The organism is Sinobaca qinghaiensis (genome assembly GCF_003610495.1).
Taxonomy (GTDB): Bacteria; Bacillota; Bacilli; order Bacillales; family Marinococcaceae; genus Sinobaca; species Sinobaca qinghaiensis.
Map to the genome: position 1 here is coordinate 117926 of NZ_RAPK01000007.1, position 23963 is coordinate 141888.

Here is a 23963-nt window from a genome sequence, read left to right on the forward strand (position 1 = left end):
GGCTTTTCGCGTTACTTCTTAAAGTGTACGGCTGCTAAATCCATCAGCTGCTGGGCTACAGCTTCGAGTTTCGGATGCTCTATTTTCTGTCGGAGCTTTTTCTTTATTTCACTTCTCATCTCGCGCTTTACATCCTCTTTCTTCGTCCACTCAATCACTAGTTTGGATTGTACAATACCCGTGACAATAAACGTGAGGTCTTTTATCTCTTCCTTGTTCTCTTCCGCGAGCTCTTGTTTAAGTAACTGAAAAAAAGGAAACTGTTCGCGGGTAAACCCATGCTCCTCGCCTTTCTGCGTCTTTTCCCGCATGTCTTGAACCATTTCGCGCAGCGAGTCCACCAGATCAATAATTTCCATCTGATTCGCCCGCCTGGAGCTGATCAGTTCTTCCAGCTTTTCTTTTAAGGAGGAATAGTACACAGGATTCTCTTCCATCTTTATTTTGATCTCGTGGCGAAGCGCATGTTCCATTTCAGACGCTTTTGCTTCCTCACTCTCCGCCTGTTCGATTTTCTGTTCGAACTTATTTGATAAAATATCGATCGGATCATGCAGCACTTCCACAGAAGAAGCATATAGATGATCAGCGATTAATTGGCGCACCTTTTCCCCGCATTCGGTAATGTCCATTCCTTCTTCGCGGTACCGGGACTTAGCCAGCTGGCGAATCTTTCCGAGAAACTTGAGATTCTCCACGTACGGCTGCGCTTTCGGATTTGGCATTACCATATCCATACTTTCGGAAAAACGCTTGAAGGCTGTTTCAAATTCATTTCTCACATCTTCCGGCTCCAGCGCCTGTACACACGCCTCTGCATTGCTTTGATTAATATAATTAAAGTAGTTCATTGCCACACGGTGACGGGACTGCAGCCGTGGTATCTCGCTGTCAATTGGTTTCAGTGCTCCCTGAATGTCACTTTTAGTAAAAATGCCAAGCGCTTGTTCCAGAAAGCGGGACACGCCGTAATAATCAACGATTAAGCCGTAATCCTTCTTTGCATACGTTCGATTTGTTCGTGCGATGGCCTGAAGCAGGTTATGTTCCTTAATCGGTTTGTCCAAATACATGACCTGTTCGATCGGCGCATCAAATCCTGTTAACAACTTGTCGCAAACAATAATAAACGCCAAGCTGCTTTCGGAAAAAGGCTCTTTGAATTTCTCAATCTGCTTTTTTTCCTCATCGGGAGCTAATTGGTGCTTCTTCATTCCCGGCTCATCATTATGCCCGCCTGATATAATCACAGCGGATTCGTAGTCACTAAGTTCATCTAATTTTTCTTTGTACATAATTGCGGCTTCCCGGGAGATCGCCACAATCTGTGCTTTAAAGCCGTTCGGCTTAATATGTGTTTGGTAGTGTTCAATAATATCCAAAGCAATTTGCTCTATCCTTTTGGGAGAAGCGATGATCGCCTGCTCGTTTGCATACTTTTTCTTGATCTCTTCCCGGGTTTCGTCATCATACTCCCGAAATTTTCGATTAAACAATTGATCCAGGGTTTCGCCGTGCACATGCAGATTCGATAAACGGGCTTCATAAAAGATCGGCACGGTCGCTCCGTCATCCACAGCTTGTTCAATCGTGTATTTGTCAATATACGGTCCAAAGGTAGCGGTGGTGCTTTTGTCTTCTTTATCAATCGGTGTTCCTGTAAACCCGAGGTAACAGGCATTCGGCATCGCGGTCCGCATGTTCATCGCTAACCCTTTGTACTGGCTGCGGTGACTTTCATCGACCATCACAAAAATATTTTCGGAAGTTGAAAGTTCGGGATAAGTGCTTGTTTCTTTATCTTCCTGAAACTTCTGGACAAGCGTCATAATAGTAGAACCCGGACCCTGGGAAAGAAGCCCCTTTAATTGCTTGACGCCTGCTGCCTGCTGGGGATTCGGAAACCCACAGCGGCGAAATGTAGCGGTTATTTGAATATCCAGGTCTTTCCGATCTGTCACCAGTACAATAGTCGGGTTTTTGAGCGCTTCCAGGCGACGAAGCTTCACGGCCAGATACAGCATTGATAACGACTTTCCGCTGCCCTGCGTATGCCATACAACCCCGCCACGGTCTTCAGGAGATTTGGCATACAGAATCCGATCAATCGCTTTTCGCACGGCACGAAACTGCTGGTACCGGGCGAGCTTCTTAATCACTCGTCCCCCCTCTGGCTCATACACGATGAAATTTTGCACAAGGTCGAGCAGGTTCTCTTTGGAAAGCATCCCCGCTGTTAAAATATCCTGTGGGGAAGGGCTGTCCCCAATTTTGGGAGCTGTAAGAGGATACGGGTCTTTCCAAAGACCATAGTGCTTCGCCTGGGCTCCAATTGTGCCTGCCCTGGCGCGGTCATTACTGGCAACAACCATAAATTGATTATAGTGAAAAAGCCGCTCCTGCTCGTCCTGGTAGCGGATTAGCTGCTTGATCCCCTGACCGATCTGTTCACTACCGTTAAGCAGCGGACTTTTGCATTCGATAATAACTAGAGGAAGGCCATTCACAAAAACTATCAGATCAGGGCGGATCGTCCCTTGTGGGCTTGTAATGCTGAACTGATCTACTACTAGATATTCATTATTTTCAAGATAGTCAAAGTCAATCAGTTTGACCGTTTGATTTTTCTTCCCTTTTCCGAGATCCTGCTGCACGGATATGTAATTCACAAGCATGTGATGAAATTTCTCATTAGCTTCCATCACGCTCGTTGCCTCTATGTAAAGAAGGGAACGCAGCACCTTCTGCGTATTATTTTCATCCATCCAGGGGTTCAAACGTTTCAATGTCCTAGTTAAACGATCTCGAAGGATCACGTCATTCCTGGTTTCCCGTTCTGCATCCAAAGAAGAGCCATGAAGATACTCATAGCCCATTCCCTCCAGTTGTTCAATTAATCTATTTTCAACCAGCTGTTTTTCATTCCATTTCGACGTTGAGGTCATTTAACTGCCTCCAATTCATTGACTTTGACCCGGACTTTGCCAGTGAGAAGAACTTGCATAAGGGATTTTTTAAGATTTTGAAGTTGTAAAAGTTTATTGCCTTCTATTTTAATTTTGTTATCAGCTGTATAAAGAATATTTGCTATTTTTATTTGTTCTTTTAATTTTGGCAGTGGTATAAACAAGTTTGACAATCTTTGTTTATCTATATTAGGAAATGTTGAACCAGTAGATTGGGATAGTATAGTAGTTGCAAGCTTTTGAATATGATACATTATAAAATTTTGGTCTGTTATCCCTCTAAGGGCAGTAATAGCTGCTAAACCACGACCTATACAGTATTCTTTGTCTGCTACATTCATTCTACCAGTCGAGCTCCCTCTAACTGTTAATAAAATATCGCTTTCTTTACAAATTTTCGTTGGCTTATTTGTCCATTGAATTACTTTAGGATTAACCTTTCCAAACTCTGTAGGACCGTTCAATAAGGGGATGCCTACACCTATATTATTATAAGAATCACCTTTAGGCGATTGTCCCATTGTTAGAGTGGTGATATCTCCCAATTTTACAAATTCCCATTCCTTAGGAATCTCACCGATTTCCGTTTGCTTAAACTTCGTATGTCCAATTCCTTTTGTAAGAAGCTGTTGCATTAATCCTTTTTTCACTTTTTCTGCCTGCTTAATGATCGCTTCTGTTTTTTCAATGGCGTTATCGACTGAAGTGAGGATTGCTGCGATTTTTTTTTGTTCATTTAACAAAGGTAAGTTGATTTCATAATTGTATATTGGCTTTTGAGAAACTAGTGGTTGTCCAGATTGACTTCTTAATTTACCTAAATCATGATATTTAAGTAAATATGAGATGAACTTCAGATCAGTTTTGATAATAAATTCTTTAGAAAATAGTGCATTATCAGTCACCCATGATGGGCCTTTAGTTTTATGTACAACTCCACAGTATTCACCTACACGCCCGATAACAATAGCTTCTTTTTCGATAAGAAATTCGTTAGTATAACCGTTGATTCCATTACCACCATAGACTGGATAAGGATTCTTTTTAGAATAAGGTTGAAGGTTTTTCAGCGGCTTTGACTTTCCACTTGTTATTTTAAGTACTTCTCCTAATTGAACCTTTCTCCATTCACTCACTATACCCCAACTCCTTCAAATACTCGTACATTTTGTCATCCACTTGATTTCTTTCTTCTTCTAATGCACGAAGTTCGGCTATTGCTTGCGCTACATCAATTTGCTCTACTTCCTCTGTTGTATCGATATATCGGGCAATATTTAAATTGTAGTCGTTTTCTTTAATTTCAGCTAACGGCACAGAACGGCAGTATTTCTCTAATTCTTCTCCCTTATCATAGGCAGATACAATCTTTTCGATATCCTGATCCCGTAGCATGTTTTGGTTTTTTCCTTCTTGGTAATCATCAGCTCCGTGAATAAAGAACACTTTTTCTTTGTTTTTCTCTTCTTTGTTTCGGTTTAATAACAGGATACTTGCCGGAATGCCTGTACCATAGAATAATTTAGAGGGTAAGCCTATAACTGCTTCTACTGCATCTTCTTCCAGTAGCCCCTGGCGTATTTTCCCTTCTACTCCCCCACGGAAAAGAATCCCGTGTGGCATCACTACTCCCGCTTTTCCATTCTGATTCAGCGTCGACACCATATGCTGCACGAATGCTAAATCACCTTTATCTTTTGGAGGCATACCAAATCGAAAACGCCCGTACTGGTCGCTTTCAGCTTCTTCTCTTCCCCAGCTGCTTAAACTAAATGGAGGATTTGCGATTACGCGATCATACAGAATCAGTTCCCCGTCTTCCAACAATTTCGGATTGCGGATAGTATCGCCTTTTTCTATACGGTGGTCGCTCATTCCATGTAAGAGTAAATTCATTTTACAGATCGCCCATGTACTTAAGTTACGCTCCTGCCCATGCAAGGTAAGGTTTCGCGGGTTCCCTCCGATAGACTTAATATAGTCAGCAGATTGAATGAGCATTCCCCCTGATCCAACCGTAGGATCACTGATGCGCATTCCTTCTTCTGGTTTAATTAGATTAACTATGAGTTCCACCACTTTACTAGGGGTATAGAACTCCCCGCCTTTTTTCCCGGCATCATCGGCAAACTGTTTGATCAAATACTCATAAGCCCTACCTAACATATCGGGCTCGGATAAATTATCATTACGTAAATCAATTGCTGTAAAATGCTGTACTAATTGTAAAAGCAGACTGTCAGGCAGCTTTTCTTTATCGTTAAAATCGATACTAGCCAATACGCCCTGTAGAGATGGGTTTTCTTCCTCCAACGATTCAAACGCTTTATTGATCATATCTCCAATGTCCTGAGTGGTTCCCTGAATGTGCTTCCAACGGGCTCGTTCGGATACGAAAAACTGGTGTTCATCGGGGTCACGCCATGCGTAGTCATCCCCTTCTTCTCTTTCAACTTTCTCTGCTTTCTCAACAAATACATCATTTAGTCGTTTCAAAAACAGCAGTCCGAATATGTAATTTTTATAATCAGAGGAATCAATGCTTCCTCTTAGTATGTTCGCTGACTCCCATAAGTGTGCTTCTAGTTGTTGTAATGTTAATTTACTCATTTATTTCCCCTCGCTTGGATCATTTACTTTTTGTAAATCTATTATAACTATATCAAATTTCCTATTATATCCATACCCACAGTTTAAATACCTAATTCCGTAAACATAAACACTGGTATCCACAAATTATCCTTTGATGGATAGCAATTGTACATTTTATCTTTATTAATCTAAGATTTCATTGTATATTAATAGTATAAAAAACTTGAGGGTTGCGGGAAAAACCTTTGGATAATATGCTATAAGACCTTTCGATAATGTGGTAAAAACACTGATATGAATGGTTTTCTAAGGGCTGGTTGTGTAGCTGGTGCTTGCCGAGGTCTTCAAAACCTTCAGGGAGGCGCGTGCCGTCTCCGGTGGGTTCGATTCCCACACAGTCCCGCCATACATATAATTTTATTTTCGCAGCCTTCTATATACAATATAGGGGGTTTTTATTAATATGTTACTCTGCTTTATCTCCCTTCCATGCAAAAAGATAACAATAAATTGACCTTATTACACTCCGCTGGAACGTTATCCCTTTTAATACATATTATTTAAAATCCCCTTATTTTTTATTCGTTACTTTCTACATAGATAATTCAAGCCTTTCCCATACTGCCTATAGGATTTAATGGTTATTTCCGTAAATTTCAAAACTCCGCTTAAATTGTTTAATCACACGCCAAACATAGGATTATCTATTTTTCAGTCCATTTATTATCAAAATAATTTTCATCTCAATAAAAATTATTAAAAAAACCTTCAATCCCACGTCCCTCATAGTATTAATTACATTCGATAACCATACTTCTAGATAGGCATGCAGCAGATATTTGTGTACTGTCTTTATTGAAGCAGATGTCATTGAAAAACCGTTTTCACTTTTTAAATCTTTTTAATTGACAGAATTTTCTGTAACAATTACACTTACAGTATAAGTAAGGATCGCTTTTCTGGAAAGGGTGATGCCTGTGAATAGAGAATTTACGCTGGCTGTGCATAGTTTATTGTTTCTCGATGCAAAACCGGAACGCTATGCAAGAAGTGCTGAAATAGCATCCAGCGCACAGGCTCACCCGGTCCAGGTAAGAAAAGTACTGAGCGTTCTTAGAGACTGCGGATATGTAGAATCAAAGGAAGGCATCGGCGGAGGATTTTCTCTAAAGGGAGATTCGAGCCGGATTAATTTATGGGATATCTATCAGGTAACTGCGGAAGGCACCCTGCGCCCTAAAGGAGCGGAGGAAAAGGTTTCCTACTCTCTTCATTCTTCTACGAACACGCTTTTGTCCATCATCTTCACCGATGCCGAAGAGCACTTAGGAGACTTTTTAAAAAACTACACCATTGCCGACTTATCCGATCTTTGGGATAAAAGCAGATAAGTTGACGGTGCTGTACCCCTGTACGGTACAATGAGAACAGATTCAATGCATTCCCGACATGGACCCGAAGACAAGGCACTCTCTATTTTATAGATATCCTTTGAGGAGGTTTACAGAATGCTCACAAGAAAAGATACGCTTCAATATGGTGATTGGGTAAAAGCTGTGACAAATAATGATGAACTGATCTTTGGCTACGTTGACCACGTGAATTCATTAAATGAAACGGTAACGCTTGTTGTAGTATCTTCTGATAACAAAACGTCCATCGGCCGCAAGATAGCGCTGATTCAGCAGAAAGTAACGAAGCTGGAAGATGCAGGCCTTGATTACGAAGCCGGCCTGCTTAATATGATTGACCTGGCGCTGGAATCCAATGATAAAGAATGGTTTATGGAACTGACCACTTCTCTTTACGAACTACAGCAGCGGGATCAGACCTCTTCAGGCCTGTTACTGCTCGAGTCTAAACCTAACAATACGCAGAGCAACAACTCATAGACACTGAAAAGCCCCGCTTCTTTATAAGAAACGGGGCTTTTTTATGCCGTTTTTCTTTCTTCCAGCATTTTCAGCATATTGTCTATTCCAATGATACTGGAAAAAAGAATAACAGTTCCGAGTACCAGGTACAGCGTATTTCTTTCCGTTGTAAGTATTCCACTGAGCAGAAGGCCCAGCAGCAAAGCAGAAAAAAGAAACATCATAGTATGACAGACACACATCAAAGTGAACCGTGCTTTTGATATTTGCATAAGCCCCCCCTTTTCGGGTTTCCTCTACTATATCACGTTTTCCCTATTCCATTGTACTGCTGATTGCAGCTTCCGTTACAATACCATGCTCTCTCATATAGGCTTTCAGCTCATGAGTGTCCTGATACTCACTTAAAAATCCAATATGCCCGTCCGGGCGGATAAAGCAGAGCGCATCTTCCACAAGACCCGCTTTAGCTGCCCGTTTGTTCCATACCCATTCGAATAAAGTGATATGGTGCGTGGAAGCAAATTCTTTCATTGAGGCACTTGCCTGTCCATAAATGTGGATCTGCCAGTCCATTTCTTTGAGAGCGTCGTAATTATAACCGGTATACGGAAGGCGCTGGCCGGCATAAAGCCTGTTTTTATGCCCATAGCTCAGTTCGCTTTTTTTATAGTTAACGCGGATCTGCGATAGGATATTAAATACGATCCGGCGGATAAAAGCCGAATAGTTCAACAGGGGAATGCCTGCGGGTATAATGTTTTTGCGCAGCAGCTTGCTCGGCTTGTCTTTTGCTACAATCCGCGTAAACGCACGGTCGGTACTGGCTACAAGCACTTTCGCAAAATCACGTCGTTCGGGACTGTACGTTTCCAGTACCGTGGCATCCGCCCGCTTCTGGATAACCGATGCCAGCTTCCATCCCAGGTTCACCGCATCGCCAATTCCGGTATTCATTCCCTGTCCTCCGGCTGGACTGTGTATATGAGCGGCATCTCCGGCCAGAAACACCCGTCCTTTTTGAAAACGCTCTGCCACACGGTGATGAACACTGTACGTGGAATACCAATTTACTTTATCAATACGCACTTTAAAGGCCGATTCCAAAAATGGCTTGATCTCTTCAAAGGACGTTTTTCCCTGGTCCTGCAGTTCTTTTGGGATAATGCTGATTAACCTGGTTGTTCCGCTGCTTCGAACGGGCATAAATATCGCAAATTCATCTCCGCTGAAACACATATTCATGCTTCTTGAACTAATCGCCTCCCCTTCTCCTTCGATATCAATGACGCAGAAAATCTGCGGATAGGTACCTCCTTTAAAGTCTATATCCAATTCAGTCCGTACCACACTTGATGCACCGTCACAGCCTACCAGATAAGCACTTTGAATTTCTTCTAGCTGCCCTTCTTTTTTTACGATAGCCGTTGTGCCCTCAGCATGATGGGAAAATGATACCAGTTCGGTTCCCCATTCTATTTCTGTCCCCTGTTTTTTAAGTTTTTCGATAAGAAAAGCTTCGTGGTCATCCTGGGGGTAAGTCAGTACAAACGGATAGGGACTTAAATCCCCGCCCAGCTGCTGAAAGTTCACCTTGGCTTTTTCTTCTCCCTCTACCCTTACTAAAATATTATCCAGTTTAATGCCGTTATTAATTACTTCCTGGTCTATGCCAAACTGCCGGTAAAACTCCAGCGTCCGCGGCACTACGGCCATTGCCCTTGACGCTTCGCCGGGCCCGCTGTCTTTTGCTATAATCCGAAACGGAATATGGTAACGGGAAAGTTCAAGCGCCAGCGTCAGCCCGGTTGGTCCTGCCCCGATTATAATAACTTCCTGCTTGTTCATAAGTATGCCCTTCCTTTCCGTACTTCCTGCCGTCATGTAATCAGTCCTTTTTACGACTATACCCTTCAGTGCCTATAATCCTGCATGGATTTTAAAAAGAATATCACTGCCTGTACGAAATACCACTTTTCTTCCGATAATAGCTAATTTATCCAGCGCGAGGTAAGCACTAATTCAAGAATAGGACTTTCCATCTTATATCCGCACAGGTAGTATTTCATGTATGGGCTTCCTTTTCTCTGTATACATAAGCTGTTTTACCCTAGGATATTGCCCTGATTCAGGGAAATGGAAGCAACCGACATACGAAAAGGAGCGATATATGTACAAAAAACAGACAGCCGTTATTATGGTTTTTGCTTTGGCTGTTACAAGCCTGCTGTTTTTCTTTTCCCCGTTTCAGGAGCATAAAGAAGCCAGCGCAGAAGAAACAAGCCGGACAGGAATCGTAAGCGGCGTAGAAAGCAGCCTGAACGTCCGTTCTGGAGCCAATGCGTCTTCAGAGATCAGGGGCGGGCTGCCAAATGGCTCTACGATCGAAATTGAGGATATTGTAGGAAACTGGGCATTGATTTACTTCAACGATACATATGGATACGTCAGCATGAACTACGTTGATTTAAATAAACCGTCTGCCGGCTCCAGCGGTCGGACAGGAGAGTATCAGGGAACTGTGACAGGCGTTAACACCAGCCTGAATGTCCGCTCCGGAGCCAATGCATCTTCAGAAATCCGTGGTTCTCTTCCTAACGGCACGACAGTTGAAGTCGAGTCCACGGTGGGCAACTGGGCGCTTATTTATTTCAATGACACATACGGCTACGTGAGCCTCAGCTACCTGTCCGTAGTAGAAGGCAGCTCTCCTTCACCTGTTGCAGGCAGCCCGCTAACCGGGGAAACGATAGCAATTGACCCCGGCCACGGCGGCAGTGATCCTGGTGCCGTAGGAAACGGCCTTCAGGAAAAAGACGTCGTTCTTGATATCGGACGCCGCGTCGAGCAGAAATTAAACGCTGCGGGCTCAAACGTAGTGATGACGCGCAGCAATGATGTATATGTAGGACTGGAAAGGCGTGCCCAAATCGCCAATTCGGCCAATGCCGACAGTTTTGTCAGCATTCATGCAAATGCATTTAACGGTGCCGCATCCGGCTCGGAAACATTTTATTATTCCGGCAGCCGGGACGGGGCAGAACTTGCCGGTCTGATCCAGGAGGAAATGGTGAAGGCTCTCGGAACAGCAGACCGCGGCAGCCGCGATGGTAATTTTTCTGTTATTCGCAATACGTCCATGCCGGCTGTTCTGGCTGAGACGGCTTTTATCGATGAACCGTCTGATGCAGCGAAACTTCGTTCAAGTGCATTTCGCGAGGCAGCGGCCAGTGCCATTGTTAGAGGACTGGAGCGCTACTATAATTGATAATAAGTGTTTCAAATGAAACACTCATGTAAGAAACGCTTCGGCCTATCATTTAGGCCGAAGCGTTTTTTGTGTAGTAAGGTTTTTTCAGGTATTGATCATATTGTTCGATATATAAGTTACTTTATTGTATTTCGTTCGTTAAAATAGATATAATAAATAAGTGCCTGATTTTCCGGCTATTCTAAAACTATAAAGGAGCGGTCTATATACTTAAAAACAAATGGTTACGAACAGCACTTATACTTGCCGGTCTGCTTGCTGCTGTAATCGGCGTGTTTCGGCTCGCCGATTATCTGGACAACAGCGCAGAGGTATGGCTTACTACAGGGGATGAGGAAAACCTGCTTGACGAGCAGCAGGAACAGGAGTTCCAGCCGGATGAAGAGACGCCGGAGGCCCCTCTTACAGTGGAAGTGGACCCAGCCGTTACCTATCAGGAAATAGAAGGATTCGGCATGGCAGTCACCGGTTCTTCAGCCTATTTAATTAATAACGTGCTGACTCCTTCCCAGAAAGACGACCTGCTGGATGACATATTTACAGACGATGGCATCAGCCTGAATTTTATCCGTCATTCTATCGGCGCCTCTGATTATTCCGTTGATGAAAACGGCGATCCGCTCAGCTATTCCTATAGTGACGCAGCTGAGGGCAGCACCGATTATAATCTGGACAATTTCTCTATTGAACCGGATCGAGAAGTATGGTCTTTACTGGACGAAATTCAGGATAAAAATGATGACACATTCATACTCGGCTCTCCCTGGTCTGCCCCGCCCTGGATGAAAGAAGAGTATACGTTCAATGGATCATTTCTTGATTACACAGATCCGGAAATTTACGAAACGTATGCGCAGTACTTCGTAAAATACATTCAGGCTTATGAAGAAGAAGGCGTCGAAATAGATGCCATCACGGTTCAAAACGAGCCGGAATACACTTCTGATGAGTATCCGACGATGAGCATGAATGGCATCGAACAGCGTACGTTTATTAAAGAACAGCTTGGTCCCGCTTTTGAAGAAAACAATATTGATACAGAAATCATCGCCTTTGATCATAACTGGGATACAGGACTTGATTATGCCAACGCCGTGCTGGGCGATGAACAGGCAAATGAATACACGGACGGAACAGCTTTTCACTGCTACGGCGGCGAACCGGAAGCTATGACGGACGTGCATGAAGCCTATCCGAACAAAAACATGTACGTTACAGAATGCAGCGGCGGCAGCTGGAATACCGATTTTGGGGAGAACCTGAGCTGGAATATGACCAATATGCTGATCGGCGGCACGAGAAATTATGCCGAAAGCATTCTTTTCTGGAATCTGGCACTGGATCCTTCCGATGGTCCGCAAAACGGCGGGTGCCCTGACTGCCGCGGTGTCGTCACTATTGATCCGGAAACAGGAGACGTTACGGAGAACGTCGAGTACTACACGCTCGGGCATGCAAGTAAATTTGTCGAAACCGGAGCAGTCCGTATCGATTCCACCCACTATGAAGATTCGATTGAAACGGTGGCTTTTGAGAATCCGGACGGTTCCAAAGTATTGATTGCAGCCAACCTCAGCGCCGATGAAGAAGAGTTTAAAGTAAAAGAAGGCGACGAATCATTTATGTACTCCCTTCCTTCTGAATCAGCCGTAACCTTTACCTGGTAACTGCTAAGGCCCTCCCTATAATATGGGGAGGGCCTTATTACATGATATACAAACCGGCATCTGCCGGCTTTATCTCTTATGACGGAATAAATACATGGTGAGAGGAGCAAAAACAGCTGTCAGTAACATAGAAACGAGCAGCACCCACCCAATGTCTTCGATCGATGCAGATCCATGCATAAGCCCTCTGATCGCTGTGACAAGTAAAGAAATTGGGTTCCACTCTACAAATCCGTGCAGCCAGGAAGGAAGCGTTGCCGGGTCAACAAAAACGTTACTTACAAACGTGAGCGGGAATAAAAACATCATGCTGATCATCATAAGTGATTTCTCAGACCTCATCATAATGCCAAGCGCCGTCCAGATCCAGGAAAAACTAAAGGAAAATACGAGCAGAAGAGCCACCGCAGCCAATACTCCAACCGTACCGCCTTCAGGCCGAAAACCGAGAAGAAGACCAAGAGATATCATAATAAAAGCGGCCATGGAATAACGGACCATATCTACGGCAAGTGCTCCGACCAGCAGAGCCGGTCTCCAGATTGGGAGTGTGCGGAAGCGGTCAAACACCCCTTTAACGATATCTTTATTCAAATCCATGCCGGTGTACATGGTGATCATCGTAACCGTCATTACCAGAATGCCGGGAAGGAGAAACTGTAAATAATCTCCTGTCGATCCTGCTATAGCTCCCCCGAATAGATACGTAAACATTAATAGAAAAATTATTGGAAAAGCCGTTACGTCAAAAAGCTGTTCCGGGACGTGCTTGATTTTTAAAAGCGCCCTCCATCCAAAAGTGACCGAAGCAGAAAGAGCACCTGCCCGCCTGTCCTGCTTTTTTTCCCGCGCGATCGAATCCCGGAGCGATTCCTGCGCGGTAGTGGAAATAGAAGAAACCGGCGTTTTCATTATTTTATACCTTCTTTCTTATTTTTGTCCCCGGCTGCCTCACCGGTTAGTGCAAGAAATACTTCATCAAGCGTCGGGTTACCGAAAGAAAAATCAATCACTTCAATACCAGCCTGAGCCAATATATCCAGTACGGTTATTCCTTCATTTGCATGAGACGTTCTAACCGTAAGTGAAGCAGCGTCCGGCTGGGACTGAAGAACAGCCGGCAGCCGTTGTTTTATAAGCCGTTCTCCCTTGATGCGGGACCCTTCGTCAGAGAACTGGATCGACAGGGCCCCTGCTCCAACAGAGGCTTTTAACTCTCTGCTTGTTCCTTCGGCAATAATTTTCCCTTCATCAATCACTGCAATCCTTTCAGCCAGCTGATCGGCTTCATCTAAATACTGGGTCGTCAAAAGAACGGTTGTGCCGCTCTCTGCAAGAGTCCGGATAATATCCCATACCTGGTTTCTGCTTCTTGGATCGAGTCCGGTTGTCGGTTCATCCAGGAACAATATTTCCGGAGCAACAACAATGCTTGCGGCTACATCAAGGCGCCTGCGCATGCCGCCGGAATAATTTTTCACCTGCTGCCTAGCGGCTTCCTTGAGGCCAAATGCAGTCAGCAGCTCCATGGCACGCTTTTTTGCTTCTTTCCAGGAAAACCCTAAAAGCCTGGCTACCATTACTAAGTTTTCCAATCCTGTGAGATCTTCATCTACAGAAGCAAACTGGCCTGTCAGGCTGATTTTCCCGCGGATGTGATGGGCATCTCTTTTTAAGTCAAGGCCCAGAATAGAAGCAGATCCACTGCTTGGTTCCAGCAGCGTGGCAAGTATGCGGATTGTTGTTGTTTTTCCTGCACCATTCGGTCCGAGGAAACCATAAACCGATCCTTTAGGAATAGATAAATCGACCCCATCAACAGCGGCATTCGTCCCAAACCGTTTTACCAGACCTTTTGCTTCAATAGCAATTGGACTGTTAACTTCCTGTCTTTTCATTTTATCCCTCCTTATGTAATTAATTTTAAATATTCTGAATTATTAAGTTGTATACTTATATGATTCTGGCACTGATTATATTATGTAGTATACACTTATTTTATACGAACATACGTTTGATTTCAAGGTTTATTTTTATAAAAAAAGACTCCTGTTACACAGGAGTCCCGGGTTGCTGCCTATTCTGATTTTTCTACCAGCGTACCTGATCAAGCGCCTGCAGCAGCTGTGTTTTTTCCTGCTCCGAAATGTTCCAGGTCAGCAGTTCTTTTTTTAATTCAGCCGTCTTGCCGGATCCACGTACCATCCCGTTCATTCTGGCTGCCACTGTGGAATCTGTCAGCTGCCTTGCCGTCGGATACACTGACTCAAGCGCTTTGACCGCACGCGGAAACCGTTTCAGAAAGTACTTCTGGTGATAATCCTCTGCCTGATAAAACGTGGAAGCTTCCTGAAATTCCGTTTTAATAGGTCCTCCCAGCTCTTTTTCCCACATTTCTTTTGATCTCAGAGCCGTCTCGTGCTGCTGTTGGTTATTGTAGATCAAAAGAGACATATACTGCCGATCGCGGAACAGGCTTTTTTTCCGGGGATTATGCGCGCTCCAGAACATATTCAGGAGATCCTCGTAGCTCAAATAGGAAGGATCATATTCAATCAGCAGGGATTCCGTATGATCCCCCATTCTCCGGTAAGTCGGGTCCTCTTTCGCACCCCCGGTATAGCCGACCTGTGTTCTTACTACTCCTTTAAGCTGCCCAAACTGGGCATCCGGTCCCCAGAATCAGCCAAGGCCGAAAATGGCCTGTTCTGTTCTAATGCCCAATGTGTCCTGGTGCAATTGATTGTTTTCCTGCATCGTGCCACCTTCTTTCTTTTTGTCTTCTTTTAGTGTATATGAGAAATCTGTTCAGGGCAAAAGGAAGGCGCTGGTCAATTTGATGTTTCTCTTGCTATAATTGACGGGACTGTATGATTCTATAAAAGAGGTGTTTCCATGAAAGGTTCAACAGCCTTTAAGCTTAAAATTGCCTGGCTTGTACTGCTGTTTGTTATTTGTATTGTCCTGGCTTTTATTCATTTTATCGCCGGCAATATTCTGTGGGGAAGTTTATTAATTCTTGCAGCTTTATTCCCGCTCACCAATCTCATCTTTCGTGTTATCAGCTACCAAAAGCATAAAAGCGCCGGATAAATAAAAGCACCGCTCTCCTTTTCGGAAAGCGGTGCTTTTTTTGTATCATATCAGCCTGTGTTTCTAAGGCCGGCAGCAATACCGCTGATAGTCAACAGCATTTCTGTCAGCAGCTCTTCAGACTGTTCATCTTCTTCACGCATAAGCTTTATCAGTTCTACCTGAAGGAAGTTCAGTGGATCTACATAAGGATTTCTTCTCCAGACCGACTCTTGAATATTCGGCGTATGATCGAGAAGTTCCTGTTTTTCCGTAATTTCAAGCAGAATACTACGTGTTTTATTGTATTCATCCGTAATATCACTGAAAATACGTTCAGCAATTTTTTCATCATTTACCAATTTGGTATATTCTTTTGCTGTGTTTATATCAGCTTTCATTAATGCCATCTGCAGATTATTTACCGTTGATTGGAAAAACGGCCATTCCTGATACATTTTCTTCAGAAGCTCCAGGTTGCCTGCGTCTTCTTCCGCGAATGCCTGAAGGCCTGTTCCTGCCGCGTACCAGGCCGGAATTAACTGCCTGCTCTGCGTCCATGCAAATACCCATGGAATCGCACGGAGGTCTTCAAACTTACTGCTGTTTTTCCGGCTCATTGGGCGGGAGCCAATGTTAAGCGCGCCAAGTCCATTGAGCGGAGTCGCTTCGTTGAAGTAGGTAAGAAAATCCGGATCTCCGAATACAAGAGACTGGTATTTTTTCAGAGAATGGCTGGACACACGTTCCATAGCCTCTTCCCATGTACTTTCCCTATGATCGGCACGTTCGGACGCCTGTGATGTTTTGGCCGTGGATTCAAGCAGCGCGGAAGCTCCCTGTTCCAGGCTTCTGTAAGCAATATCCTCCAGCAGATAGCGGGAGCTTAACACTTCTCCCTGCTCGGTAATTTTCACGCCGTCTCCCAGTGTTTCGGCCGGCTGGGAAAGAATACTCCGGTTTAACGGGCCGCCTCCACGTCCCAGTGAACCTCCGCGTCCGTGGAAAAACTTAAGGCCGATTTCATAGTCTTTTGCTACGTCATGAATTTCCTGCTGGGCTTTAAACAGCTTCCAGTTTGCGGTCATCGTTCCGCCGTCTTTGCTTCCATCTGAATAACCGAGCATTACTTCCTGATGATTTCCTCTGACTTCCAGATGACGGCGGTAGACGTCCATTTCGAACATCTGCTTCATGATAGCCGGACCGGCTACCAGATCGTCAATGGTTTCGAGCAGCGGTGCCACATGAAGTCCGCTTTTCACTGTACCATCCGGAAGCTGAGCATAGATACCTGCTTCTTTGGCAAGAACAAGTACTTCAAGAATGTCGCTTGCGGATTCCGCCATGCTGATTAAATACACTTCAATGGAGCGGGAGCCGAATTCTTCATGAGCCTGTTTGATCATAGTAAATACCTTCAGCATTTCCTGCGTCTCTTTGGAGTAGCTGTCCTTGGAAAGCAGGAGCGGTCTTGGATCATTCAGAACTTTTTCAAGAATCGCGGTTTTTTCGGATTCTTCCAGCTCGGCATAATTATCGGTAATGTGCACAGCTTTCAGCACTTCTGCCAGCGCCGATTCGTGCTCTCCACTGTGATTTCTAATATCAAGAGAAGCCAGGTGAAAACCAAACAGCTGAACCTGCCTGATCAGCTTTCTGATCATCTTGAGACGGTGGTGCGACGGCTGATGCTTTTCTACGCTCTCTTTAATGGAGTTAAGATCCTCCAGCAGTTCCTCTGAATACTCATATCCGTTTTCAGATACACCTGTTTCACTAAGACGCTTTAAGATAACCGCAAACTTGCGGCGGTAGACTTCTGAAACCACCGGCCAGATTTCATCCGGCTGCAGATACTTCTCTTCTTCATGCCCTACCTGTAGAACAAGAGATTCATCAATTGTCGTACGGGCCGAGGAGTGGCTGAAGCGTCTCATCGATTCCTCAATTACTTTTTTATACTTTTTCAGTACCAGCTCGCGCTGTCTTGTTAATGTCTCCCAGGTAATTTCCGGCGTTACGTTTGGATTTCCGTCTCTATCTCCGCCGATCCATGAACCGAAGGTAAGAAAGTTAGGTACCTTCCACTGCGTGTCCGGATAGTGCTCTTCCAGCTGTTCTTCCAGCTCCTGATGAATATCAGGAAGCACTTCAAATAATGTCTGGTCAAAATAATAAAGGCCGTTTCTTACTTCATCCATAACGGTAGGCTTACGATGGCGCAGTTCATCTGTCTGCCACAGCGCCGTTACTTCGTTAAACAGGCTTTCATCCAGATTTTTACGCTCCCGCTTTGTCAGGACAGGACTATCCAGCTGCTGCAGAATAGTGGAAATACGCTTTTGTATTTCAAGTACCGTCCGTTTCGTTGCTTCTGTTGGATGAGCTGTAATAATAAGCTCGAGCGAAAGCTTCTGCAGAACGTCTTCAATTACTTCTGTAGAAATATTATTTTCTTTGATCGACGTAACGGCTCCTTCAATAGAAAACGGCTGGGCTACACCGTCATCTTCGAGCTGATACTGGCGGCGTCTGCGGATCCGGTGGTTCTGCTCTGCAATATTTACCAGGTTAAAGTATGTAGAAAATGCGCGGATTACGTGCTGGCGCATCGGCGGCTTTAACCTGCTGATTTTTTGTTTTAATTCATTGTACGCCTCTTCATCAAAATCCTGGCGGAGTTCAATTGTTGATTTTCTAATCTCCTCTACTTGATTAAAAAGTGTGTCTCCTCCGTGATGCTTTAATATCTTCCCGAGAATGGTACCAAGCTTCTTTACATCATTTCGAAGCAGGCTGCTTTGATTATCTGTCTGTGTCATGGTTAGTTTCCTCCTGGTTGATACGATCTTCACATCGATTTTTGGGTCATTACATGTCCCGCAAGGACGTTTGGCGACCCTTGATTTGTATAAAAAGACACCCGCTTCAGCAGGTATCTATATATACTACCATCAAATATGCAAAATAATCAAAACTTTTTGTGCATCTTAGTAAAATATCGATTAATGACCGGCCGGAATGATCCGGCTCAGCCTATTTATTCTTTTTGTATTTATTTAAAAACCAGACAAACACCGCAATAATCACAGCGAACATGCCAATGGTTATTAAGATAAATATTCCAGTAAGATCCTGGTTCTTCACCGGTGAGTCGGCAGCTGCTGCCGGACTGGTCCATAATAATACAACGGCGGTTAACACCATATATAAAGCACGCTTCATTCTTTTTCCCTCACTTCCATTCCTCTGCGGATGCTACGCAAAAATTCGCTTCCACCACGGTTTTTTAGGAGGCGCTGCTTCCGGCTGCTTGTCTTCTACTTCAATTTCTTCTTTATGAATAGCGTAAGGCTTCGCCAGTACAAGCCCAATTTCTGTTACATTATCCAGCGAGGAAACATTTGTATAGTCTATTCCATATTTTTTGGCAAGCTTTTGATACCCTTTAAGAGCCTGATAGCTGAGCTTTCCATTTAAGACGATGACTGCGTCTCTATGCTGTTTCATTTCCGTTTCCACTTCCGGTCTTGTGCCTTTTTCCATAACCTGCTTTTTTGTCAGGACAAGCAGAATACGTTCCCGGTACACGCCCAGGTACTGCCTCTTTTCATCGGGGCGGATGTCTTTTTTTCCGTAAATGCCTTCATTTAATATATCGTTTACTTCTTTTCCAGCCATATTTACCACTCCTACTTTTATCTTTGGGCTTCTTTTCATTATACTACTATACTTGAAACTATGATAAAATAAGGCAAGATGAGTAAACAGTTTTTTTATCGTCGATATGAATGGAGGGGATTCAGATGCCTTCTGATACGTTTATGTGGTTTATTATGGCATGGTCGGTTTTTTTAACGGTCTTTATGTTCATAGGCGGTTTTTTCATGTTCCGCAAATTTTTAAAGCGCTTTCCAAAAGAGGACGGCCTTTCCATTCTGGACTGGCAGGATTACTATCTTCAGGAAACGAGTCATTTATGGCCGCAGTCCAAAAAAAACCTGCTTGAAGAACTGGTTGAGCCTGTACCTGAACTGTTCCGGGACGTGGCACGTGAGCGGATAGCCGGGGAAATAGGCCGGATTGCTCTGGAAGAGCATGCGCAGACAATAGATGAGCCGCTTTTAATCCGCGGATATATTCTTGCTACCCCGAAACGGGATCATAAATTCTTGCGGAAAAAATGCCGGGAAAAGAATATCGATTTAACTGAGTATGAATATTTGTTTAAAGAAAAAGCTGCTTCCTCTGAATAACAGAGAAGGCAGCTTTTATTTAACCATTTTTTTGGATAACACGGAGGCCGGTTCATCAATGGAAGCATGATGCCGTTTTTCTATTTCTCTAAAACGGATCAGCATATAGATTCTCCAGGGAATAATCATTCCGAAAGCCAATAAGTAAAACATACCTCCAAGCTCCGCAACTTCGATGGCGTCTCCAATAATCAGCTTGAATATCACACGTGCAATCAACAGTCCGATTAAAATAAAAGCAAAAGCTTTCGAGCGCTTCATATAAATATCGCTGTTGCGTACTTCAAAGCTGGTCGTACGCATTAATAAGAAGGAAAAAATAATGCCGACGGTCAGCGCTTCTATAATTTGAAGCGGTACCAGACGTGCCGGTTCATATACAAACATCAGCATACCGGTGGACATGAAAAATGGCGGCAGAATAATTTTCTTTATGCTTGCCGGCTTTTTGATTGCCTTCATTCGGATAAAGAGCGCAATCATTGCCATACAAGCCGCCCCGGCGGTTGTTGCCAGTAAAGCTATATTCATTTGCACTCACTCCCCTCCCCGTGCCTGTACTAAATGCCCGGGGCCGAACTGCAAACGCTTCTACGCTTACAGCTATGTTTCTATTTTACACCGTGAAAACGTTATCTTGCAATGCTTGTTATCCTATTTCGGTGTTATAGGCTTTTTCCTGCTCGAGCCTGCCCTGCTGCAGTTCATACATCGTCCGGTAAAGCCCCTGCTGCCTGAGCAGGGATTCGTGATTTCCTTCTTCACGTATTTCCCCCTGATGCAGCACAATAATGTGGTCTGCGTCTTTTATGGTAGAAAGACGGTGGGCAATCATAATAGTCGTGCGCCCCTTTTTCATGCGTTCCAGCGCCGTCTGAATATCCTGTTCCGTTTCGGAGTCAATACTTGCCGTCGCTTCATCCAGAACGAGAATTCTTGGATCTTTCGCAATGGTTCTTGCAAACGTGATCAGCTGTTTTTCCCCGTTGGAAAAAGAACTTCCCCTTTCTCCAACCGGTTCCTCGTATTTAAAGGGCAGCTTTTCGATAAATGGCGATGCCTCTACTTTTTCTGCCGCCCGCTTCATATCCTGCTCGTTCACGTCCGGATCGTGGAAAATAATATTATCTTTAACGGTACCGGTAAACAAAAACGGATCCTGAAGTACAAGCCCGATGTTTCTGCGGATTTCTTTATTCTCATACTGATGGATATCGGTTCCATCCACGGTAATTCTGCCCTGCTGGGCATCGTAAAAACGCAGAAGCACCTGCACAATCGAACTTTTACCGCTTCCGGTATGGCCGACGATAGCGAGCGTTTCTCCTTTATTTACCTGAAACGAAATATTTTTTAATACAGGATTGTCCGGGTCATATCCAAAAGAAACGTTGTCAAACCGAACGTTGCCTTCTTTTATCATAGTACCGGCATAAGAATGATCCACCGCAGGCTCCATATCCTCTTTCCGGTCCAGGATTTGGTATACCCGGCCCGCCGACACAATGGCCTGCTGCTGCTTGGAGAGCTGCTGCATAATCTGGTTAACCGGCTCAAATAGACGGTCGATGTAGTTAATAAAAGCATAAAGCACACCCAGTTGTACGCTTCCTCCGAAAGAAGCCAGCCCAAAATAAGTAAGGACCAGCACAAGCGTCGCTACGCTGATCAAATCAATAGCAGGCCGGAGAAGCAGACCGTCAAGCTTCATCGTCTGCACGGAAGAGCGGCGGTGCTTTTCGTTAATATCTTCAAATTCATGGCGCATGCGTTTTTCCTGGCGGAACACTTGAATAATGCTCATCCCTTGAATAGATTCATTTATTTTGGCATTAAGCATGCTCAACCGACCGCTCATTGCTCCGAAAAATACAGCGCTTTTTTTCCGGTAATAATATATTAAAACAAGTATGATAGGAAACAAGGAAAGACAAAGCAGAGCCAGCTGTGCGTCCAATATCGCCATTGCAATAAAGACGCCGATTAGAAACACTCCATTATGAATAATGACAGCCAGTACTTCCACATACATTTCTTTTACTGATTCCGTATCGTTGGTCAGTCTCGATATCAAACCCCCGGCGGCGGTCCGGTCAAAAAAACGAAGCCGGGACTGCTCTACCTTTTTGAATACATCAATCCGCAGCGTGCGAATAATCTGCAGAGCGATCCGCTGAAACCAGAAAATCTGATAATAGCCCAGAACCACAGCAAGCAGATGAAGCACACCGTAGCTTACGCCCAGCAGAACGAGCGGACCAGCCGGAAAGCTGTTCTGGGTTAAATAATCATCAATAAACACTTTTACTAATATGGGTCCGACCAGATCGGCACTTGTGCCAACCAGAAGGAAAAGAGCAGCAGCTGCCAGTTGTTTTTTATAAGGTACAGCTGCTTTTAATAATCGTTTAAAAATGCTCCATTGCTCTTTGCTGCTTAGTACCCTATCCTGGTGCTCCATCTTTTCCTCCTTTCTCCACTAAGCTTTCAAGCTGCTGCATGTCATACATATCAGCGTACCAGCGGTGGTCTTTCATTAATTCATCATGCGTGCCTCTTTCTATCTGGCGCCCATTTTCAAGCACTACAATCTGATCGGCATGTTTAATTGCACTCATGCGGTGCGAAACAATCCATGTGGTTTTATTGTGACGTTCCCGCTGCAGGTGAGAGAGAATCGATTCTTCTGTTTTAGCATCCACGGCAGAAAGGGAGTCATCAAGAATAAGAATTTCCGGGTCTGTAATTAAGGCCCTTGCTATAGCAAGCCTCTGCTTCTGGCCGCCTGACAGCGTAACTCCCCGTTCTCCTACAATCGTATCGTATCCGTATTCCATATTTATAATGTCCTCATGAACGTGCGCTGTTTTAGCCGCGTGTACAATTTCTTTGAAGGAAGCATCCGGGCGTGCAAAAGCAATGTTATCGGCAATGGAAATCGAAAAGAGAAAATGGTCCTGCGGCACGTAGCCAAAAGCCATCCGGTAGCTGTCCAGCTGATAGGAGGCTGCGGATACCCCATCGACTTCAATCCGGCTCAGCGGATCTTCCATTTCCCGAAGCAGTAATTTAAGCAGCGTCGTCTTCCCACTCCCCGTTCGTCCCGCTATGCCAATGGTTTCGCCTTTCTGCACATAAAAGGAAATGTCCTGAAGCGATGCCTGTTCTGCTTCCGGATAGTGGCAGCTTTCTATAACAACGTTTATAGAGCCAGTCGGAATACTGCTGTATTCTGCACGTTCATCAGTAATATCCTGCTTTTCCTCCAGCAGCGATTCAATTCGTCCATAGCTTGCCCTTCCACGCTCGACTATATTAAAGAGCAGTCCGAATGCAAGCATAGGCCACGTCAGCATGCCCAGATAGACCGTAAAGCTTGTCAGTTCGCCTATTGTTAGATCTCCTGCAATCACGAACCTCGCTCCGAAAAACACGGCCAGAAAATACGAAATACCTACGACCAGCGAGATCGTTGGTTCAAATAGTGCATCTACTCTGGCAACATTCTCATTTTTTTCAACTACCTTATCCGACTGTCTGGAAAAGGCCGCCACTTCAGCTTTCTCCTGTCCAAATGCTTTCGTTACTCGGATACCGGAAACACTTTCCTGTACTTTATTATTCAGCTCGGAAAAAGCGGCCTGGGCCTGTCCGAAGCGGTGATGAAGAATATTGCCATAGATGCTTGTTGCTGCGGCCATTAACGGCATCGGCAGCAGACATAACAGTGTAAGCTGCCAGCTGATCGTAAAAGCCATCGCAGCTATAACAAAACCGCCCATGGCGATCGAATCAACAAGCGTTAATACACCAATGCCCGCCGTCTGCTCCACCGCTTTTATGTCGTTGGTGGAGTGGGCCATTAAATCGCCCGTCCGTCGTCTATTGTAAAAAGAGGCGCTCATTTTTGTGTAGTGTTCGTACAGGCGGCTTCTTAACAGCTTTGCCAGACGAATAGCCGCACCAAAAATCATAATCCGCCATATATAACGGAAGATATACATCAAAATTCCTGCTCCAAGAAGGAGAACCGCCCAGTACTGCAGATCCCCTACGGTCAGCGTTCCCTCGGCAATCTGGTCTACTACTCTGCCCGCGGCATAGGGGGGAAGCAGAGCCAGGGCGGAAACAAGCATTAATATGCCTATGCCCACGCTGTATGCCAGCCATTCTTTTTGAAAAAACCATCGTAGCGACCAGAATATCTGCATGTGTCTCCCTGCTTTCTTCTCCGTTATCTTTCATTCTTTATTATCATACGT

The 23963-nt window shown here is 44.5% G+C and carries 19 protein-coding genes, 1 tRNA gene and 1 pseudogene; 7 read left to right on the forward strand and 14 right to left on the reverse strand.

All coding sequences use genetic code 11. From position 1 onward, the window contains the following. Positions 1 to 11: 11 nt before the first annotated feature. From ATL39_RS04730 to ATL39_RS04740, 3 genes are read right to left on the reverse strand one after another with little or no spacing between them, the layout of a single operon-like run. Positions 12 to 2945 carry a type I restriction endonuclease subunit R gene (locus tag ATL39_RS04730; RefSeq protein WP_120192149.1) on the reverse strand — a complete coding sequence of 978 codons (2934 nt, stop codon included), beginning with the start codon at positions 2943 to 2945 and terminating at the stop codon, positions 12 to 14. After that, positions 2942 to 4102 (reverse strand): restriction endonuclease subunit S, encoded by a 1161-nt coding sequence (locus ATL39_RS04735; RefSeq protein WP_120192150.1) that lies wholly within the window; start codon positions 4100 to 4102, stop codon positions 2942 to 2944. The genes ATL39_RS04730 and ATL39_RS04735 overlap by 4 nt, the downstream gene beginning before the upstream one ends. Continuing rightward, on the reverse strand, positions 4095 to 5576 hold the full coding sequence (locus ATL39_RS04740; protein WP_120192151.1) for a type I restriction-modification system subunit M: 1482 nt from the start codon (positions 5574 to 5576) through the stop codon (positions 4095 to 4097). Before ATL39_RS04740 ends, ATL39_RS04735 begins: the two co-directional genes overlap by 8 nt. Positions 5577 to 5867: 291 nt before the next feature. Here ATL39_RS04740 and ATL39_RS17370 point away from each other — a divergent pair. The 3 genes from ATL39_RS17370 to ATL39_RS04750 all read left to right on the forward strand — a co-directional run bounded on the left by ATL39_RS17370 (position 5868) and on the right by ATL39_RS04750 (position 7450). Then, a tRNA-Sec gene (locus tag ATL39_RS17370) sits at positions 5868 to 5964 on the forward strand. A gap of 571 nt (positions 5965 to 6535) precedes the next feature. Beyond that, the gene (locus ATL39_RS04745; protein ID WP_170146836.1) at positions 6536 to 6949 is read left to right on the forward strand and encodes an RrF2 family transcriptional regulator; all 414 of its coding nucleotides are present in this window, start codon (positions 6536 to 6538) and stop codon (positions 6947 to 6949) included. 117 nt (positions 6950 to 7066) lie between these two features. Next, positions 7067 to 7450, forward strand: a complete 384-nt coding sequence (locus ATL39_RS04750; protein ID WP_120192153.1) for an IDEAL domain-containing protein — start codon at positions 7067 to 7069, stop codon at positions 7448 to 7450. Between the two features lie 41 nt (positions 7451 to 7491). Here the strand turns inward: ATL39_RS04750 and ATL39_RS04755 are convergent, their stop codons facing one another. After that, on the reverse strand, positions 7492 to 7704 hold the full coding sequence (locus ATL39_RS04755; protein WP_120192154.1) for a hypothetical protein: 213 nt from the start codon (positions 7702 to 7704) through the stop codon (positions 7492 to 7494). 43 nt (positions 7705 to 7747) lie between these two features. Further along, on the reverse strand, positions 7748 to 9280 hold the full coding sequence (locus ATL39_RS04760; RefSeq protein WP_170146837.1) for an FAD-dependent monooxygenase: 1533 nt from the start codon (positions 9278 to 9280) through the stop codon (positions 7748 to 7750). Between the two features lie 322 nt (positions 9281 to 9602). Here ATL39_RS04760 and ATL39_RS04765 point away from each other — a divergent pair, with 322 nt between their 5' ends. Next, the gene (locus tag ATL39_RS04765) at positions 9603 to 10700 is read left to right on the forward strand and encodes an N-acetylmuramoyl-L-alanine amidase family protein (protein WP_170146838.1); all 1098 of its coding nucleotides are present in this window, start codon (positions 9603 to 9605) and stop codon (positions 10698 to 10700) included. A 275-nt stretch (positions 10701 to 10975) separates the two neighbouring features. After that, a complete protein-coding gene (locus tag ATL39_RS04770; protein WP_245960922.1) occupies positions 10976 to 12370 on the forward strand; it encodes a glycoside hydrolase family 30 protein in 1395 nt (464 codons plus the stop codon). Between the two features lie 69 nt (positions 12371 to 12439). Here the strand turns inward: ATL39_RS04770 and ATL39_RS04775 are convergent, their stop codons facing one another. The 3 genes and pseudogenes from ATL39_RS04775 to ATL39_RS04785 form a co-directional block, all read right to left on the reverse strand. Next, positions 12440 to 13282, reverse strand: a complete 843-nt coding sequence (locus tag ATL39_RS04775; RefSeq protein WP_120192158.1) for an ABC transporter permease — start codon at positions 13280 to 13282, stop codon at positions 12440 to 12442. Next, positions 13282 to 14268, reverse strand: coding sequence for an ATP-binding cassette domain-containing protein (locus tag ATL39_RS04780; RefSeq protein ID WP_120192159.1), 987 nt, complete (start codon positions 14266 to 14268; stop codon positions 13282 to 13284). Before ATL39_RS04780 ends, ATL39_RS04775 begins: the two co-directional genes overlap by 1 nt. A 193-nt stretch (positions 14269 to 14461) precedes the next feature. Next, a pseudogene (locus tag ATL39_RS04785) lies at positions 14462 to 15040 on the reverse strand (peptide-methionine (S)-S-oxide reductase MsrA); the annotation flags it as partial. Between the two features lie 225 nt (positions 15041 to 15265). Here ATL39_RS04785 and ATL39_RS04790 point away from each other — a divergent pair. Beyond that, positions 15266 to 15463 carry a hypothetical protein gene (locus ATL39_RS04790; protein WP_120192161.1) on the forward strand — a complete coding sequence of 66 codons (198 nt, stop codon included), beginning with the start codon at positions 15266 to 15268 and terminating at the stop codon, positions 15461 to 15463. A 50-nt stretch (positions 15464 to 15513) separates the two neighbouring features. Here ATL39_RS04790 and ppc read toward each other — a convergent pair whose 3' ends face one another. From ppc to ATL39_RS04805, 3 genes are all read right to left on the reverse strand, one after another. After that, complete coding sequence (ppc, locus tag ATL39_RS04795) at positions 15514 to 18267, reverse strand: phosphoenolpyruvate carboxylase (RefSeq protein WP_120192162.1); 2754 nt, start codon at positions 18265 to 18267, stop codon at positions 15514 to 15516. Between the two features lie 214 nt (positions 18268 to 18481). Next, positions 18482 to 18670, reverse strand: a complete 189-nt coding sequence (locus tag ATL39_RS04800; RefSeq protein WP_120192163.1) for a hypothetical protein — start codon at positions 18668 to 18670, stop codon at positions 18482 to 18484. 33 nt (positions 18671 to 18703) lie between these two features. Beyond that, positions 18704 to 19126 carry a YueI family protein gene (locus tag ATL39_RS04805; RefSeq protein WP_120192164.1) on the reverse strand — a complete coding sequence of 141 codons (423 nt, stop codon included), beginning with the start codon at positions 19124 to 19126 and terminating at the stop codon, positions 18704 to 18706. Positions 19127 to 19251: 125 nt separating this feature from the next. Between ATL39_RS04805 and ATL39_RS04810 the strand changes: the two genes are divergently transcribed. Beyond that, the gene (locus tag ATL39_RS04810; RefSeq protein ID WP_120192165.1) at positions 19252 to 19701 is read left to right on the forward strand and encodes a DUF2621 family protein; all 450 of its coding nucleotides are present in this window, start codon (positions 19252 to 19254) and stop codon (positions 19699 to 19701) included. A 15-nt stretch (positions 19702 to 19716) separates the two neighbouring features. On the opposite strand, the gene ATL39_RS04815 is transcribed toward ATL39_RS04810, so the two are convergent. From ATL39_RS04815 to ATL39_RS04825, 3 genes are all read right to left on the reverse strand, one after another. After that, a complete protein-coding gene (locus tag ATL39_RS04815; RefSeq protein WP_120192166.1) occupies positions 19717 to 20232 on the reverse strand; it encodes a CcdC family protein in 516 nt (171 codons plus the stop codon). 118 nt (positions 20233 to 20350) lie between these two features. Further along, the gene (locus tag ATL39_RS04820; protein ID WP_120192167.1) at positions 20351 to 22162 is read right to left on the reverse strand and encodes an ABC transporter ATP-binding protein; all 1812 of its coding nucleotides are present in this window, start codon (positions 22160 to 22162) and stop codon (positions 20351 to 20353) included. Further along, positions 22146 to 23912: an ABC transporter ATP-binding protein gene (locus tag ATL39_RS04825; protein WP_120192168.1), complete on the reverse strand. Its 1767-nt coding sequence runs from the start codon at positions 23910 to 23912 to the stop codon at positions 22146 to 22148. The genes ATL39_RS04820 and ATL39_RS04825 overlap by 17 nt, the downstream gene beginning before the upstream one ends. Positions 23913 to 23963: the final 51 nt, after the last annotated feature.